Annotated in this window: 13 protein-coding genes, 1 tRNA gene and 1 riboswitch; of the genes, 4 read left to right on the plus strand and 10 right to left on the minus strand. The window is 42.3% G+C overall.

The window, feature by feature from the left end; all coding sequences use genetic code 11:
* Nucleotides 1-86: 86 nt before the first annotated feature.
* From FC98_RS07245 to FC98_RS07280, 8 genes are all read right to left on the minus strand, one after another.
* Nucleotides 87-172, minus strand: a tRNA-Leu gene (locus FC98_RS07245).
* Nucleotides 173-222: 50 nt separating this feature from the next.
* Nucleotides 223-1,101 (minus strand): homoserine kinase, encoded by an 879-nt coding sequence (gene thrB, locus FC98_RS07250; RefSeq protein WP_008858055.1) that lies wholly within the window; start codon nt 1,099-1,101, stop codon nt 223-225.
* Nucleotides 1,102-1,103: 2 nt separating this feature from the next.
* Entirely contained in the window at nt 1,104-1,583 is a 480-nt protein-coding gene (locus FC98_RS07255; protein WP_008858056.1) for a SprT family protein, read from the minus strand.
* A 4-nt stretch (nt 1,584-1,587) separates the two neighbouring features.
* Nucleotides 1,588-3,765, minus strand: a complete 2,178-nt coding sequence (locus FC98_RS07260) for a Tex family protein (RefSeq protein ID WP_008858057.1) — start codon at nt 3,763-3,765, stop codon at nt 1,588-1,590.
* A 473-nt stretch (nt 3,766-4,238) separates the two neighbouring features.
* Nucleotides 4,239-4,667 (minus strand): hypothetical protein, encoded by a 429-nt coding sequence (locus FC98_RS07265; RefSeq protein ID WP_054655420.1) that lies wholly within the window; start codon nt 4,665-4,667, stop codon nt 4,239-4,241.
* 20 nt (nt 4,668-4,687) lie between these two features.
* On the minus strand, nt 4,688-7,354 hold the full coding sequence (locus FC98_RS07270; RefSeq protein WP_056949380.1) for a calcium-translocating P-type ATPase, PMCA-type: 2,667 nt from the start codon (nt 7,352-7,354) through the stop codon (nt 4,688-4,690).
* A gap of 1,070 nt (nt 7,355-8,424) precedes the next feature.
* A complete protein-coding gene (nadE, locus tag FC98_RS07275) occupies nt 8,425-9,252 on the minus strand; it encodes an ammonia-dependent NAD(+) synthetase (protein WP_040470534.1) in 828 nt (275 codons plus the stop codon).
* A gap of 12 nt (nt 9,253-9,264) precedes the next feature.
* On the minus strand, nt 9,265-10,722 hold the full coding sequence (locus FC98_RS07280; RefSeq protein WP_008855221.1) for a nicotinate phosphoribosyltransferase: 1,458 nt from the start codon (nt 10,720-10,722) through the stop codon (nt 9,265-9,267).
* A 123-nt stretch (nt 10,723-10,845) separates the two neighbouring features.
* Here FC98_RS07280 and FC98_RS07285 point away from each other — a divergent pair, with 123 nt between their 5' ends.
* Both FC98_RS07285 and FC98_RS07290 read left to right on the plus strand, forming a co-directional pair.
* Complete coding sequence (locus tag FC98_RS07285) at nt 10,846-11,598, plus strand: WecB/TagA/CpsF family glycosyltransferase (protein ID WP_008855222.1); 753 nt, start codon at nt 10,846-10,848, stop codon at nt 11,596-11,598.
* A gap of 4 nt (nt 11,599-11,602) precedes the next feature.
* Nucleotides 11,603-11,941 carry a hypothetical protein gene (locus tag FC98_RS07290; protein ID WP_008855223.1) on the plus strand — a complete coding sequence of 113 codons (339 nt, stop codon included), beginning with the start codon at nt 11,603-11,605 and terminating at the stop codon, nt 11,939-11,941.
* Between the two features lie 392 nt (nt 11,942-12,333).
* Here the strand turns inward: FC98_RS07290 and FC98_RS07295 are convergent, their stop codons facing one another.
* Entirely contained in the window at nt 12,334-13,038 is a 705-nt protein-coding gene (locus FC98_RS07295; RefSeq protein WP_040470535.1) for a GntR family transcriptional regulator, read from the minus strand.
* Between the two features lie 378 nt (nt 13,039-13,416).
* Nucleotides 13,417-14,211 (minus strand): pyrroline-5-carboxylate reductase, encoded by a 795-nt coding sequence (gene proC, locus FC98_RS07300; RefSeq protein WP_056949381.1) that lies wholly within the window; start codon nt 14,209-14,211, stop codon nt 13,417-13,419.
* A gap of 311 nt (nt 14,212-14,522) precedes the next feature.
* A riboswitch (TPP riboswitch) is annotated at nt 14,523-14,612 on the plus strand.
* A 228-nt stretch (nt 14,613-14,840) separates the two neighbouring features.
* Here proC and FC98_RS07305 point away from each other — a divergent pair.
* Together FC98_RS07305 and FC98_RS07310 are read left to right on the plus strand one after the other, a co-directional pair.
* Entirely contained in the window at nt 14,841-15,413 is a 573-nt protein-coding gene (locus tag FC98_RS07305) for an ECF transporter S component (protein WP_008855227.1), read from the plus strand.
* Between the two features lie 15 nt (nt 15,414-15,428).
* A complete protein-coding gene (locus FC98_RS07310; RefSeq protein ID WP_056949382.1) occupies nt 15,429-16,028 on the plus strand; it encodes a YkoF family thiamine/hydroxymethylpyrimidine-binding protein in 600 nt (199 codons plus the stop codon).
* Nucleotides 16,029-16,185 lie beyond the last annotated feature (157 nt).

The following is a 16,185-nucleotide window of genomic DNA, read 5'->3' on the forward strand; positions in this document are numbered from 1 at the left end:
CCAATTATTGATTAGTTTTGTGATTTGTTATTTTACTAAAAAAGCCCGAATCACTACCGAAATGATAGTAATTCGAGCTTTAACAATGCGGCCAAGAAGATTCGAACTTCCACCGGGATAATTCCCGACAAGATCCTTAATCTTGCGCGTCTGCCAATTCCGCCATGGCCGCATCAACAGATAAAATTATAGCAGAAATCAGAAGCGATGACAACCATTTTCTTATTCACCGCGAACAGTGGCACCATCCTGATCAATTCGTAACAAGCGTAAACTACCATTCATATTTTTTTGTTGTAATTCGATCCGCAGCTGTGTTAAGGATGCCTCATCCCCTAAGGTGCCCACAGTCGGCCCTGGCCCACTTAAATAGGTCCCATAAATATTAAGTTTGTGGGCTGTTTCCAAGATTGTGTCCATTTCTGGTACTAAATCTTTTCTGGCGGGTTCGTGAATTCGATCACCCTCAATTAATTTAACGGCTTCGTCCCATTTTCCTTGGCAAGCAAGGGCAACAAACACATTTTCTTTACTGCTAGCATAAATGGCATCATCAAAATTAATTGTTTCTGGTAACTTCTTGCGACTTTGCGCTTCACTTATTCCATCTGGACGAATATACATCAGTGCTGAAATATCAGGCAACGCAATTTTTGTCGCAATCGCCTGCTTGCCATCAAAGGTTGATACCGTCATTTCGCCAAGCAAGGCTGACGCCACGTTTTCGGAATGGCCTTCAAACTGAGACCCCAGGTTGATTTGATCAGTTAGTGACAGATTTAACTCCCCTAACACATTGGCAATCTTAATGCCTGCGACCACAGCCGTCGTGCTAGAGCCTAACCCATGAGCAATTGGTACATCCGAAATTACGGTAAGTTGCCTAGGATGGATATCTGGATTAACCTTCAGAATCGTTTGGACAATTAAGTTTCGCTCATCAGTGGGGATGTCAGCACCCAAAGCATGATTAACCTTCCACTTGTCAGTCTTTTCTTCCACAATAACTGTGTAGTACAAGTGCAATGCAATTCCAACAGAGTCCAATCCCGAACCGACGTTAGCAGAGGTTGCCGGAACCCTAATAATTATTTTTGCCATTGTCAAACTCCTTTCGACACTTTTTCTAATTGATAATTAATCAACCGTAACTTGCCATGACAGCGACCACAAACATATTTAGAAACGTTAATCTTTCGTTTCCTATGATACTCCAAGCCGCATTGATCGCACCGGTAAAGATAACTAAAACGAGAAGTTACTCGATTACCTAACCGTGGTGCATACCTGGAGCCCCCGACTGCTAGTAGGAGCCGCTTAAATTCTGGGGTATTATGTTTGGCACTAAATCCAGCCATATGCAGATGGTAATGACACAACTCGTGCTTAACAATCCCAATGAGCACCTGATGAGTCGGATCATTATCCATCTTTGGGTTGATGTCAATATCATGGCTGTCTAAATGATAACGGCCGCCAGTTGTCCGCAAACGGGAATTAAAGTAGGCATGGTGGTTGAACGATTTTGCAAAAAACTTAATCGAAATTTGTTCAACCAATCGTTGTAATTCAGTGTTCGTCATAAGCTTACTTCTTATCTCCTGTAGGATCCACCATCGTCAATTGGATTCGGTGACGGTCAGCATCAACTGAATCAATCCAAACAGTCACAATATCTCCAACTGAAGCAACTTTACTCGGATCCTTGACAAAGTGTTCACTCATTTTAGAAATATGGACAAGTCCATCCTGTTTGACCCCAATGTCAACAAATACCCCAAAGTCAACCACATTGCGGACGGTTCCCTGTAATTTCATACCAGACTTAAGATCTGCCATTGTTAAAACATCTTTTCGAAGTAACGGCGCCGGCATCTCATCTCGCAGATCACGGCCAGGCGTTTCAATGCCCTTAATGATATCTTGAAGGGTTTCCTTCCCAACTGCTAGGGACTGGGTAAGTTGATTAAAATCAATTTGACTGAGCTTTTGGGCAATCACTGGTTTCCCAAGGTCAGCTTCATCTAAGTCGTATTGTTCCAGCAATTGATGAGCGGCAGAATAACTTTCTGGATGAATATCGGTATTATCTAATGGATTAGTCCCACCAACGATCCGCAAGAAACCAACTGATTGTTCAAAGGCTTTAGGTCCTAGTCGCGGCACCTTTTTTAGTTCGGAACGGTTGGAAAATTTCCCTGACTGGTTACGATATTTAACGATATTGTTAGCCGTTGATTTGGTTAGTCCTGATATATGAACTAACAGATCGGGGCTAGCGGTATTCAAATTAACCCCCACTTGGTTAACAGCGGTTTCAACAACCTGATCTAGCTGTTCTGTTAGTTGTTTTTGGGGAACGTCATGTTGATACTGACCAACACCAATGGCCTGAGGATCTATTTTGACAAGTTCTGCCAGTGGATCTTGAATCCGCCGAGCAATACTAACCGCCGATCGTTGTTCAACGCTAAAGTCGGGAAATTCCTCCCGGGCAATTTTACTAGCCGAATAAACCGAGGCACCGGCTTCGTTAACAATCACATAATACACGGGCGTCTTAATTTCTTTAATTGCATCGGCAACAAACTGTTCCGACTCCCGACTAGCCGTTCCATTTCCAATGGCGATCATTTCAACGTGATTCTGGTTGATAAAATCAATGAATTCGCCCTTAGCAGCTTTTCGCTTCGCCTCACCAGCAGGTTTGTGAGGATAAATAACGGTTTTAGCCAAATACTTGCCATTTTGATCAACAACCGCTAGTTTACAGCCGGTTCGATAGGCTGGATCGAAGCCCATCACAATTTTTCCCTTTAGTGGCGCTTGCATTAAGAGGTTATAGAGATTTTTACCAAAGACCTCAATAGCGTGGTTATAGGCAATTTCACTGAGTTCTTTGCGAATCTCCCGTTCAATTGCTGGGCCAATAAAACGGGAGTAGGCATCCAATGTCGCCTTTTCTACAATTTCAGCCGCGAGCCCCGTATGCGTTCCAACCGTGTTGGCCTTTAAATGCCAGTCAATTGGTGCTTCGTTCACATCAATCTTAACGGAAAGAATGCCTGCTTTTTCACCCCGGTTGATGGCCAGAGTTCTAAATGACGGAATTGACTTAACAGACTGGGAAAAATCATAGTATTGCTGATAGGTTCCTTCTTCATCAGCTGCCTTGCCGCTTTTTTTAACCTTGGTCACAATTGACCCATATTGGTTGGTGTTTTGGCGAACCCATTTCCTAAAATCAGCCTGGTCACCAAACGCCTCAGCAAGGATCTCGTGAATGCCATCAAAAACAGCCTGCTTATCTGGTAATTCTTTATCTGGATCAACTGCCTGCTGAGCTAGCTCATCTAAATTATCGGCAAACTTCAACGCTGCATCGGCCAGTGGCTGCAAGCCCCTTTCCTTTGCGATAGTCGCTTTTGTCCGCCGTTTTTGTTTGTATGGCAGATACAAATCTTCCACTTGTTGGAGAACCGTTGCTGCTTGAAGCTGTGACGTCAATTTTGGTGTTAGCTTACCTTGTTCATCAATTATCTTGATAACTTCAGCTCTTCGCTTATCCAACGTTTCAATTCGATGAGCAGCTGACTGAATATCCCTAATCTCAACTTCATCAAGGTTATTGGTCCGCTCCTTTCGATACCGAGCGATAAAGGGAACCGTATCCCCTTCATCAAACATCTTGAGCGTTTCAGAAATTTGTTTAATTCGTAATTTAGGTAAATCATGCCGAATCTTCTCAGCAAGTGTTTCAGTCATTTATTCCACCTCATCAAATAATGTCAAAATTAATTATATCATGTTCAGTGGCTGGGAAAAATTATTGGGAGATATAAAATTCAGGAAACTAACATGTTAATCCCATTATTTAAGGCGACAAATCAACCATTCCATAACTGGAACAATCGGTTTATCGCCTTAGGTGCAACTGTTTAATTGTGTTTAGATGAGATAATCTGGAAATTTTTCGCCGGTTGAATCCTAATCCCACGAAATTTTTGGTTTCTTAGTATCTTAGTGTGTCGTATCAAGCAGGGGCTTGCGTGTAAATGCCCTTAACAAAAGTCCGATTCCCACTTTACATCATGTTCGTTCTCTTTTACATAGATTAGGATCGCTCCGCAAAGCAGAAGTCTGCACCTAAGCCACTCCGTTCAAAAATCCCAAACCCAGGGATTTCTGAACGGAGTCACTTAGGCTCCGACTTCTAACCGCTTTGCTCCGCTCACTTACTACATTCCCATAATCCGAGTAGTCACACTCGATACCTTGGCAATGCTAGCTTCTTGATCCTTTTCCGACTTATTGAACTTATCAACATCAATTGTTACCGCCTCTGGATCGACACTGTCCGTCATTGCCTGGCAGGCGTTGGCATAGTCTTCATAATGTCTTACCAACATCTTATGTTTTCCTAACACCTTTACTGGAACTGGCGCCTGTTGTAATTTATTGACGTTATCTTGATACTTATCGGTTCCGGACTGAAAATGCGTTTTAATTTTTGTTAACTGTTCAGTCGTTAAATCAGAAACCGTATCATCATTAATTGCCTTTCGTAAAACTTCAAAATCCGCATTCAAATCTTCACCGTTGGCTGATGTTGAATCAATCACATCAGACACTACTTTGACATATCTTTGCATATCCTGTGGTTTCAAAATAATCATTCCCCTATTAATTATTGTTTGTGGAAAAAGTGTCTCTGAATATATTTTACTACTTCTGTTACGACAACGATCATGAAACCACCAAATACAACCACTAACCACTGAGAAGCCGTTAAATTAGAAACATGAAACATTTCGTTGAAGCCCGGTACAGCAATTGTTGCAATCAATAGAATCGTTGACCCTAACAATGCCCAATTAAAGAACCGGTTCTTAAACAGTCCAACTCTAAAGATTGATTGATGAATTGTTTTGGAGTTAAATGCGTGGAATAGCTGGATTAACCCAAGCGTCGCGTATGCCATTGTTAAAGCATCAGCGTGAATCAACGCATCCGTCGAATGAACTGGATTGATAATCGCAAAGGCATAAACTGCCAGCGTAATAAAGCCTTCAAAGAATCCTTGATACATGATATTGCTCATAATACCGCCTGATAAGAAGTTCGATGACCTGCCTCTAGGCTTACGTTTCATGATACCAGGCTCAGCAGGTTCAACTCCTAAAGCAATTGCCGGGAACGTATCCGTAACCAGATTGATCCACAGAATTTGGACAGGGGCCAAAATTTCCCAGCCCATCATCGTCATCACAAAGAGGGTTAGTACTTCACCTAAGTTAGCAGAGAGTAAATACTGAAGTGATTTTTGAATGTTTGAAAATACTTTTCGGCCGGCTCTAACCGCAGTTACGATGGTCGCAAAGTTATCATCGGCCAACACCATATCGCTGGCTTCCTTTGAAACTTCGGTACCGGTAATTCCCATCCCGACCCCAATATCAGCGGTCTTTAAGGCAGGAGCGTCATTAACTCCATCACCCGTCATAGCAACGACCTTACCTTTTTTCTGCCAAGCCTTCACAATTCGTACCTTGTGTTCCGGAGCAACCCGAGCATAGACGGCAATGTTGCCAACCTCATTATCAAATTGACTATCTGATAATTCGTCTAGTTGCGCCCCGTTAATCACCTTATTGTCAGCCTGCGACTCACCATGGCCAATAATCCCCAACCGCTTAGCAATTGCTTGGGCCGTATCCTGGTGATCACCGGTAATCATGACTGACTTGATCCCCGCTGATTTAGCTTCAGCAACCGCCTGAGCAACTTCAGGTCGTTCAGGATCAATCATCCCAATTAAGCCAACAAACGTCATATCGCGCTCCTGAGCGGCACTGGTTAGATCAGTTGGCACTTGATCAACATCCCGATAGGCAAAAGCTAATACTCGAAGTGCCTGAGTTGCCAATTGATGGTTTGTGTCACTGATTTCTTTTTTATCATCAGCGGTAATTTCGCGTACTTGATCACCATTTTGAATCTTGGTAGCCCGCTGCAATAACTGGTCTGGAGCACCCTTCATGGTCATTAAAATTTTACCGTCCGCCATTTGGTTAAACGTCGACATCAATTTTCGTTCTGAATCGAAGGGAATTTCTGCAAGACGTTGATGTTGATCAACAAAATTTTGAACTGGTTGGTCTTTATTCAAATAAAATGAAATCAACGCTGTTTCAGTTGGATCGCCTGCCAATTGATCTTCTTGGAATTTTGTATCATTATTCAATACCATAATTTGAGCAAGCCGATCTTGCAAATCAAGATGAGCAGCCGCTGAATCCTGTAATTGGTTGTTCAAAAATACTTTTTCAACGGTCATCTTATTTTGCGTTAACGTCCCGGTTTTATCCGAGCAAATAATGTCAGTACTCCCTAACGTTTCAACCGCTGGTAATTTTCGGATTAAAGCCCGATGTCTCGCCATCTGCTGGGTTCCTAGCGCTAACGTAACCGTTACGATCGCGGGTAACCCTTCTGGAATGGCAGCAACGGCTAACGAAATTGCGGTCAAGAGCATATTAATTAAGGTTTCCTGCCCACGAAGCATCCCCATCCCAAAGACAATAACGGCGATCACTAGGATTAAAACTGTCAGCATTTTTCCCAGTGACTTCAAATTATCTTGAAGCGGCGTTGTTGACTCTTCGGTCGTATTAAGCATATGAGCAATCTTACCAACTTCAGTATTCATCCCCGTGCCAATCACCACACCAACTCCGCGGCCAGAAGTGACATTACTATTCATAAAGCCAAGATTCTTACGGTCACCAAGCGGCAAATCGTCATCTGAGATTGTGTCAACCTGCTTATTAACAGGAACTGACTCACCAGTCAAAGCAGCTTCTTCGATCTTTAAAGAATTCGCCTCGGTTAATCGTAAATCGGCGGGAACCACATCACCGGCTTCCAACAACACAATGTCACCGGGAACGACGTCCTCACTTTTAATTGACACTGACTCACCATTTCTTAGAACAGTTGCCATTGGCGCTGACATTTGCTTCAAAGAATCGATGGCATTTTCAGCCTTAGATTCTTGAAAAACGCCGAAGACAGCGTTTAAAATCACAACAGCAAGGATGATAATGGCATCCACTTGCTCACCAGCAACCCCGGCAATGACCGCAGCGACAATTAAAATAATAATCATTAAGTCCTTAAATTGGGCGATAAATTTTTCCAGCAGAGTCGTCCGCCGTTTCGCCTGCAATTTATTTTGGCCAAACTGATCACGTCGCTCGGCAACTGCCTGAGTTGTTAACCCATTTGGATCCGATTTCATTTGCTGCATGATGTCTGCTACTGATCGTTGATATGCGACTTTTTCCTGTTTCATTAACTTCCTCCTAAAAATAAGTGAGCGGAGCAAAGCGGTTAGAAACTGGAACATAAGTCTCCTCTAACAGAAATCCTGGTTTTGGGGGATTTTGTTAGAGGTGCTTATGTGGAAGTTTCTGCTTTGCATAGCTGTCCTAAAAATAAGTGAGCGAAGCAAAGCGGTTAGAGATCGGAGCGTAAGTCTCCTCTAACGGAAATCCCTGGTTTTGGGATTTTTGTTAGAGGAGCTTACGCGCAGATCTCTGCTTTGCGCAGCTGTCCTAAAAATAAGTGAGCAAAGCAAAGCGGTTAGAAACTGGAACATAAGTCTCCTCTAACAGAAATCCTGGTTTTGGGGGATTTTGTTAGAGGTGCTTATGTGGAAGTTTCTGCTTTGCATAGCTGTCCTAAAAATAAGTGAGCGAAGCAAAGCGGTTAGAGATCGGAGCGTAAGTCTCCTCTAACGGAAATCCCTGGTTTTGGGATTTTTGTTAGAGGAGCTTACGCGCAGATCTCTGCTTTGCGCAGCTGTCCTAAAAATAAGTGAGCAAAGCAAAGCGGTTAGAAACTGGAACATAAGTCTCCTCTAACAGAAATCCTGGTTTTGGGGGATTTTGTTAGAGGTGCTTATGTGGAAGTTTCTGCTCTGCACAGCTGTCCTAAAAATAAGTGAGCGGAGCAAAGCGCCTAGGACTCGGAGCATAAGTCTCCGCCAGCAGGAATTCCCGGTTCTGGAATTTTTGCTGGTGGTGCTTATGTGCAGAGTTCTTCTTTGCATAGCTATCCTAAATAAGTGAGCGGAGTCAGGCGCTTAGAAACTGGAATATAAGTCTCCTTAATCAGAAATCCCCGGTTTTGGGATTTCTGATTAAGGTGCTTATATGGAAGTTTCTGCCTGACGCAGCTGTCCTAAAAGAAAAGAGACCCATGGCCTTCTTCGCATGAAGAATCCACAAGTCTCACCATTTAAGAATTATCCCGGAAATACAAGTATTTCACGTTGACGAGATAATCGCAGCATATTGCTGCCGGTTACTCCCTTTATTTATCATTATTATACATAATCGCTAATAAAATGTCACTAATTAATTACTTCCAGAAGGTATCATAAACATTAATTGGGGTATGCCGCTTATGTTCAGTCTTACGGTACCAACCTTCAATCGTTTCAGCAGCTTTTTCAGAAACTTCCTTTCCTTCAAGATAGGCATCAATATCTTGATAGGTAACTCCCAAGGTGACTTCATCCGGCAAAGCTGGTCGATTATCTTCAAGATCTGCGGTTGGTGTCTTTTCATACAAGTGCTTTGGTGCGCCTAATAAATTCAATAATTGCTTTCCTTGGCGCTTATCCAATCGCCATAGCGGCGTGATGTCAGCCGCCCCGTCGCCAAACTTGGTGTAAAATCCGGTAACTGCTTCTGCGGCATGGTCAGTCCCAACAACCGCCCCGCCGGTTTCCCCAGCAATGGCATACTGGGCAATCATTCGTTGGCGGGCTTTGACATTACCCTTATTAAAATCACTAACCTTGATCCCGTTTGCTTCAACAGATTTAACAGCTGCATCAACGGCCGCTTTGATATCAACCCGAAAAACCTGATCCGCATCCATAAATTTAATGGCTTCTAACGCGTCAGATTCATCCGCCTGAATACCGTATGGTAAGCGAACAGCAATAAATTGATAATCATTATCACCAGTTTCCTGGCGAAGCTCAGCAATTGCCATCTGGGCCAACTTACCTGCTAGCGTAGAATCTTGACCACCAGAGATCCCTAAGACAAGTGACTTTAAAAATGGATATTTTTTTAAATAACTTTTTAAGAATTCAACACTTCGGCGAATTTCCTCGTTTGGGTCAATCTCTGGTTTTACTTTTAAGGCATTAATAATTTCCTGCTGCTTTGCTCTCATATGCATCCCTCATCAGTATTTTATTTGTTGAACATAATTTCTAACTTTTTCAATAATATCACGCTTGTTATCCCAACATTTTTGTGACAAGTCAACCGGGTATTTTTGAGGATTTAACTCACGCCGATATTCCGGCCACAAAGCTGCTAATTCCTTTTTGGCGTACTCACTTATCTGAGCTAAATTAGGACGATCATAAACCAATTCTCCATCCCTGTAAATGGTTTTCAGCAACGGTTCCGCATCAAAATTTTCAACCGTCTTGTTAATGTAAGTGTAGTTTGGATGGAACATATAAATCGATTTTTCGTCCCTAGGATCCTCATTGGCTAACGTAATATAATCGCCCTCTGACTTTCCATCCTTGGTATCGGTGATTCGCCAAACCTGTTTTTTACCAGGCGTGGAAACTTTCTCCGCGTTACCAGAAATTTTAATCCGGTCAACCATTTTGCCATGGTCATCTTCCACTGACACCATTTTATAAACAGCACCTAAAGCAGGTTGATCAAATGCCGTGATCACCTTCGTACCAACTCCCCAAACGTCAATCTTGGCATGCTGCATCTTCAAGCTGGCAATCGTCGTTTCGTCAAGGTCATTGGAAGCATAAATCTTCGTATCGGTGTAACCAGCATGATCGAGCACTTCTCGAACCCGTTTGGATAAGTAGGCCATGTCGCCGGAATCCAACCGGACGCCAGCAAAATTAATTTTGTCGCCCATTTCGTTCGCAACCCTTATCGCACTTGGCACACCACTTTTAAGGGTGTCATAGGTGTCAACTAAGAAAACACAATCGTGGTGAGTCTGTGCATAGGCATTAAAGGCATCATAGTCGTTGCCAAACGACTCGACTAGCGAATGCGCATGGGTGCCGCTAATTGGAATCCCAAAAGTTTTGCCCGCAAGTACGTTTGAAGTGGCGTTAAATCCACCAATAATTGCTGCCCGAGTCCCCCAAATGGCGGCAGAAACTTCTTGGGCGCGCCGACTCCCAAACTCCATCAATGGATCATTGCCAACCACCGTTCGAATCCGGGATGCTTTTGTTGCAATTAGGGTTTGGTAATTAACCATATTTAAAATAGCTGTTTCAACCAATTGACATTCACAAAGGGTACCTTCAACCTGTAAAATAGGTTCATTAGCAAACACTACATCTCCCTCATAAGCCGATCGGATTGTCCCCCCAAATTTAAAATGACGCAGGTATTCCAAAAAACTATCAGGATAATCGGTAACTGCCTTTAAATAATCAATGTCTGAATCGGTAAACTTAAGATTTTCGATGTATTGAATAATGTGCTCCAGGCCTGCATAGACGGCATAACCGTTCCCGAATGGCAGTTTCCGGAAGAACACCTCGAAAACAGCATGACGGTTTTCCATGTGCTTTTCAAAATAGGTCGCCATCATGTTAATTTCATAAAAGTCGGTGTGAAGTGTCAAATTATTCGTTTCTGACATATTGTTTCAATATCCTTCCCTGTGAGTTGTTATATAATTAAGTAATCATGTTAATTCTATCATTTATCCGGTTATTAACCAGAAAAATGAAAAAATTTTCAATTCAAATTTTAAGGAGCCATTATGACCACACAAGCGAACCATCAAACTGTATCAATTTTAGGAATCCCATTTATTAATACCAGCCAGACGGCTTTTGAACAAATTCTCTACAAAAGAATTAATGACCAGCAGAACACCTTTGTCGTGACCGCTAACCCCGAGATCGTTATGTACGCCCATGAACATCCTGACTATGCCAACCTAATCAAAACAGCTGACTTCATTGTCGCTGACGGAATTGGGATTGTGATCGGCGCCAAACTATTGGAAACCCCTGTTGAAGAACGAATCACCGGCTACGATCTCTTCGAAAGCCTTTTGAAATGGGGAGACCAACAACACAAGTCGGCGTACTTCGTCGGTGCCAAACCACAGGTGATTCAAAAGCTCCAAGAGATTGTCCGTAACCGTTATCCCCATCTTACCATTGCAGGAACTCACGATGGTTACTTTGACGATGACAACCAAATCGTCAATGATATCCGGCGTACGAGTCCAGACATGGTGTTTGTGGCCACCGGATATCCCAAGCAAGAGGCGTTTATTAAAAAAAACCGTGACGCCAGTAACGCGCTCTGGATGGGAATCGGCGGTTCATTTGATGTTATTACCGGAACCGTCAAACGGGCCCCAATCACTTGGCAAAAGATACACTTGGAGTGGCTGTATCGTGTGGTCAAAGAGCCTGCTCGAATTGGTAGATTACTCGTTCTGCCAAAATACCTGTTAAAAATCATTAAGCAACGTTATTCAAAATCGTTAACTGGGAAGTAATTCTATGAAACGAAACAACTTAATTCAAGCAGTTATTATCGTCGTCATCGCAGCTATTTTAGTACCCTTTATAACTAACTTAGTACAACAAAAGCCGTTGTTGACCAACTTTCCATTCGGCCTCCTCGGAATTCTTGCGTTGGCTTATGTATCCAGTCTAATCAAAGCCAAGCAACGCTATTTTTACGGAAGCTATTTTATCATCTATTTAGTTGCCCTTCGATTGATTGGCGGCTACCATAATTGGACCTCGTGGTTATTCTTCATCCTCATAGCGGGACTGTTAAGCTACGTAACCGATTTATTACGCCGACTCGCATTTAGCAAAGCACCTTACCACTAATTTTATCGTCCTAACACTGGTTTTTCGTTTTAGTAAATCAATTAGAATAGTGTCGGCAACCATTACGTGCTTAATCTCTCGAATAGCCCTAAAAACTCCAAATGAGGATTTTTAGGGCTACTCAATGTAATATATATCCCGCCAGCCTGATCTTTACCACTTAAAGGCAACATGAATAAAAAGTATTTATTCTCCACTAGTGGAAACGTGCAAAAAGCAACTGCCGCTAACTATATAAAGACACCACCTACTAAATCCAGCTACACAGTGGTAACGTGATCCGGAAGCCCTGATCCCTACCACATAAAGGAAGTGCAGCAATGATGAACAAAAAACATTCATCCTTGCTGCACTTCCTTTATGCTCCGGGATCAACCCGGGCTTTGTCGCACTCATTCTTTTTCCAAATAAAACTCAAACCGATCGCCAACGTATTGCGTTCGGACGTATTCAAACGGGCGGCCATCCTGTAAATATGTAATTTGCCGCAATCGTAAAATTGCCTCACCACGTTTAATGTTTAAATACTCCGCAATTCGTTCAGAAGCTAACATTGCTGAGACGGTTTGCTGGGCTTTACCAATTTGCAAGTCCTTTTTTTGCTCTAACGTTCGATACAACGAACTGGTAACTTCAGATTTCTCCAATCCCGCCACGATGTTTTCGGGAACTGTTGCGACTTCAAAACAAATCGGCACTTCATCCCCGTAACGAATCCGTTCCATCCGCAAAACTGGCTGATCCTGCGTAATATGCAACTTTTCCATTTCACTTAGAGATGGTTCCATCGTATGATATGAAATTGTTTTGCTAGACGGCTTCTTACCTTGAGCTAGCATTAGGTCTGTAAAGCCAGTAACCCCAGACATTTTTTCCTGAACTTTTTGATTAGCAACAAACGTGCCAGAACCAACCCGTCGTTCCAAAATTCCTTCATCAACAAGAGTCTGAATGGCTTGTCGCAAAGTCATCCGACTAACGCCAAACTCCGTAGACAGTTCACGTTCAGAGGGGATTCGGTCACCAATTTTCCATTTATCGGCTTCGATTTTTCGCTTTATATCATTATGAATCTGAATATAAATTGGCAAACCCACCATTACCAACTCCTTTGGTCTTAATACCTCATTTTAACATACTAATTTAAATCTATGAGGTCTAGATCACTGTCAAACGAGTTTATCCGGATAATTTCTAGCTAAATGGATTAAGTAATTCTCAATTTCATTAGTAGCAGAGGTGAATTGGGACTAATCCGGTAAAGTAAGAAATTCTTTTTCAAGTGCCATCTGAAAAAGTCAAATCCTAGAATTCACTGTTCCAAGCACCAACGCGGAACATGTTAAACGCTAAGCAGGAATTTGCACATAAGCACCTTTGATAAAAATCTTATAACCAGAGAATCTCGGTTTCTTGTTAACAAAGTGAAAGCATACGGAGCCAAGTAGCAACTAGCGCATAAGCACTTTGACCGCTTACTTTCCCGTTGACTTTTTAATTGTCGCATCAATCCCCTTAACCACTGAACTTAAAAAGCCTGCATTTTCCATTGCTAAAATCCCGGCAATCGTGTCTCCACCTGGGGAGCATACCTTATCAATCATTTCGGCCGGTGTCTGGCCTGATTTCATCAATGCATCAGCAGAACCAAAGGTGGTTTGCGCAGCAATTTTTGTCGCCGCCGCCTTACTCAATCCGTATTTAACCCCTGCCCGGCTCAACGCATCAATAAAGAAATCAATATAAGCCACTGCACTACCAGAAATTGCACTAAATGCTGGAAATAGGTCTTCAGCTAACTCACTAATTTCACTAGTCGCTTCAAACACTGATAGCGCTTGATCCTTTTGCTCACCGGTCAAGTTTTCATTAGCCACTACCGCAGTCATTCCCTGACCAAACTCAGAATTGATATTTGGCAAACTCCGTAAAATCGGTAAATTATAATCAGTGAGTTCCGCCAGTCGCTCGAGTGAAATTCCCGAAACAATGGAGATCAACACCTTATTGTCGGAAAGCCCTGATCGGATCTCGGCCAACACTTTTTTGGCAACGCTTGGAACCACCGCTAAAACAATCAAGTCGCTTGCTTCAGTAACGGCTAAATTCGTGTCCTTTGCCGTTAAGCCATACTCATTTGCATAATCCTCATAATGCCTTTGATGGGCACTATGAATTAAAACATTTTCGGCAGGAACTAACTTTGCCTTAAGTAATCCCTGAATAATTGCTTGCGCCATCGCACCGACGCCAATAAACCCAATTTTCATATTTATCCTCCTAAAGTTTTACGCTGTCCTAACGAATTGACAATAGCTGAATAAACAAAAAATTGCAATGACAATTTTCGCTTAAAGGCTTAAATAATGAACACTCAATCCAATCAATTGAACGGAACAAATTAGTTAGAAACTGTCAAATAGGCTGGGTGTTTTACAGTCGTTGGCATATAAGTCTCTTCCATCAGAAATTCTCGATTTTGGACTTTTTGGTTGAGGTGCTTATATGGAAATTTCTGTTTTGTGCAGTTGTCCTAAGGGTAAAGATGATTGACAACGTACTTGGAACCTTGTAATCTTATTAAATAGAATTGGGGTGCCATTGTGCTGAGATCATACCCATTGAACCTGATCTGATTAACATCAGCGAAGGGATTTCTTCATCATTAACCCACTAATATTGATTAATGCTCTATAATATTATTGTGCTCTTAATTTGATGGCCCCCCAATTCTAACTGGATTGGAGGCCTTTTTGTTAGGACAGATGTGCAGAGCAACAACCTGCACATAATCAACTCGGGTAAAAATTCCAGAACCATGAATTTCCACCCGAGAAGACTTATGCTCCGACTCCTAACCACTTTGTTCTGCTCACTTATTTATTAGGAGGTTTTTCTGTTGAAGGTATTAGAGAAATGGCATTTACGTGATATCATCACGATTGCGATTATTTCCGTATTATTTGGCTTTATTTTTGTTTTTTCTGACTGGCTCTATACACTAGTCTACGGCATCCTCTCCCCACTTGGGCTGGGCCCGTTTGTTGGAGAAGGTTTATTTGGACTCTGGTGTATGGGTGGTCCCATCGCGTTTATGGTGGTTAGATTACCCGGATCATCACTGATTAGTGAAATTTTGGGTGCGTTCTTAGAAAGTGGCATGGGTGGCCAGTTTGGAATCACCGCCTTATTTGCCGGCTTCTTCCAGGGATTAGGAAGTGAATTAGGCTTTGCCAGTTTCAAGTACAAGCGGTTTGACGTCCGTTCACTTCTACTAGCGGCCGTCCTATCAACGATCGTTACCTTTGGATCAGCTCTGTTTATTCACGGCTATATCAAACTAAAGCTCTCTATGATGCTTACATTGTTTATTACGAGATTATGCTCAAACCTGATTTTCTCAGTTGGCCTTGTTAGCTTGATTAATCGACTATTTGTGCGGGCCCGGATTTTTGAAACAAAACGATCTTAAATTGGAGGAATTAACATGAATATTGATTGTAACATTGATGGCTCAGTTGACGTCACCGGCTGTAAATTAAGTATCTACCCGATGAGTGATAATTTTGCCGGCATCATCACCAATGCAATTCACCAATTAGATGCATTAAAATTACCCGTTTGGCAAAAAACAGATTTGTTTAGCACAACGTATCGTGGCAGACAGGAAAATGTCGTGAACATTGTCAAAGCCGCTTGCCAATTGGCCTACACCGAATCAGTTCACACCGTATACGAATTAACTTTTTCTAAGGGGTGTCCTGGGGATACTGACGCCGACCACTACTTGAACGAGGAAATCACCCCCATCAAGTTTGAACACGAATTGCCAAACATCCCCGTTGCCTGCAAATATTCATTCTATGCATTTGGTGATGCCGATTATATGAAGGATATCGAAAAGATTGTTAACATGGCCGAAGACAAGGGCCTCAATCCTGAAGGGATGCATTACGCCACCAAATTGACCGGCTCAATCGACGACCTGTTCGATTACTTCAATGAAGCCTTGAGTTATGCTCATGAACATATTCGCCATTATGTGATGGAAGTGACTATTTCGGTGAATAGTCCATCTGAAGGGTAACCACAGATAATAATTAGATAGACACCATTTCAGACAATTATTTTAAATTAATCATTTTTTACAATTAATAAGTAGTTTCAAACCCAGAACTGGTGAGGCTAGGACATTAATCATTTTTTCGTTTGTAATGATAACTTTGATCACCGCTCTTATATTA

The sequence above is a fragment of the Lentilactobacillus kisonensis DSM 19906 = JCM 15041 genome (genome assembly GCF_001434135.1).
GTDB lineage: Bacteria > Bacillota > Bacilli > Lactobacillales > Lactobacillaceae > Lentilactobacillus > Lentilactobacillus kisonensis.

Bases quoted from the DNA above. Each gene is read 5' to 3' on its own strand.
- FC98_RS07280 (WP_008855221.1), bottom strand. From the start codon at position 10,722: ATGTCAGAAACGAATAATTTGACACTTCACACCGACTTTTATGAAATT.
- FC98_RS07290 (WP_008855223.1), top strand. From the start codon at position 11,603: ATGAAACGAAACAACTTAATTCAAGCAGTTATTATCGTCGTCATCGCA.
- FC98_RS07255 (WP_008858056.1), bottom strand. From the start codon at position 1,583: ATGACGAACACTGAATTACAACGATTGGTTGAACAAATTTCGATTAAG.
- FC98_RS07310 (WP_056949382.1), top strand. From the start codon at position 15,429: ATGAATATTGATTGTAACATTGATGGCTCAGTTGACGTCACCGGCTGT.
- nadE (WP_040470534.1), bottom strand. From the start codon at position 9,252: ATGAGAGCAAAGCAGCAGGAAATTATTAATGCCTTAAAAGTAAAACCA.
- FC98_RS07270 (WP_056949380.1), bottom strand. From the start codon at position 7,354: ATGAAACAGGAAAAAGTCGCATATCAACGATCAGTAGCAGACATCATG.
- FC98_RS07260 (WP_008858057.1), bottom strand. From the start codon at position 3,765: ATGACTGAAACACTTGCTGAGAAGATTCGGCATGATTTACCTAAATTA.
- FC98_RS07285 (WP_008855222.1), top strand. From the start codon at position 10,846: ATGACCACACAAGCGAACCATCAAACTGTATCAATTTTAGGAATCCCA.
- thrB (WP_008858055.1), bottom strand. From the start codon at position 1,101: ATGGCAAAAATAATTATTAGGGTTCCGGCAACCTCTGCTAACGTCGGT.
- proC (WP_056949381.1), bottom strand. From the start codon at position 14,211: ATGAAAATTGGGTTTATTGGCGTCGGTGCGATGGCGCAAGCAATTATT.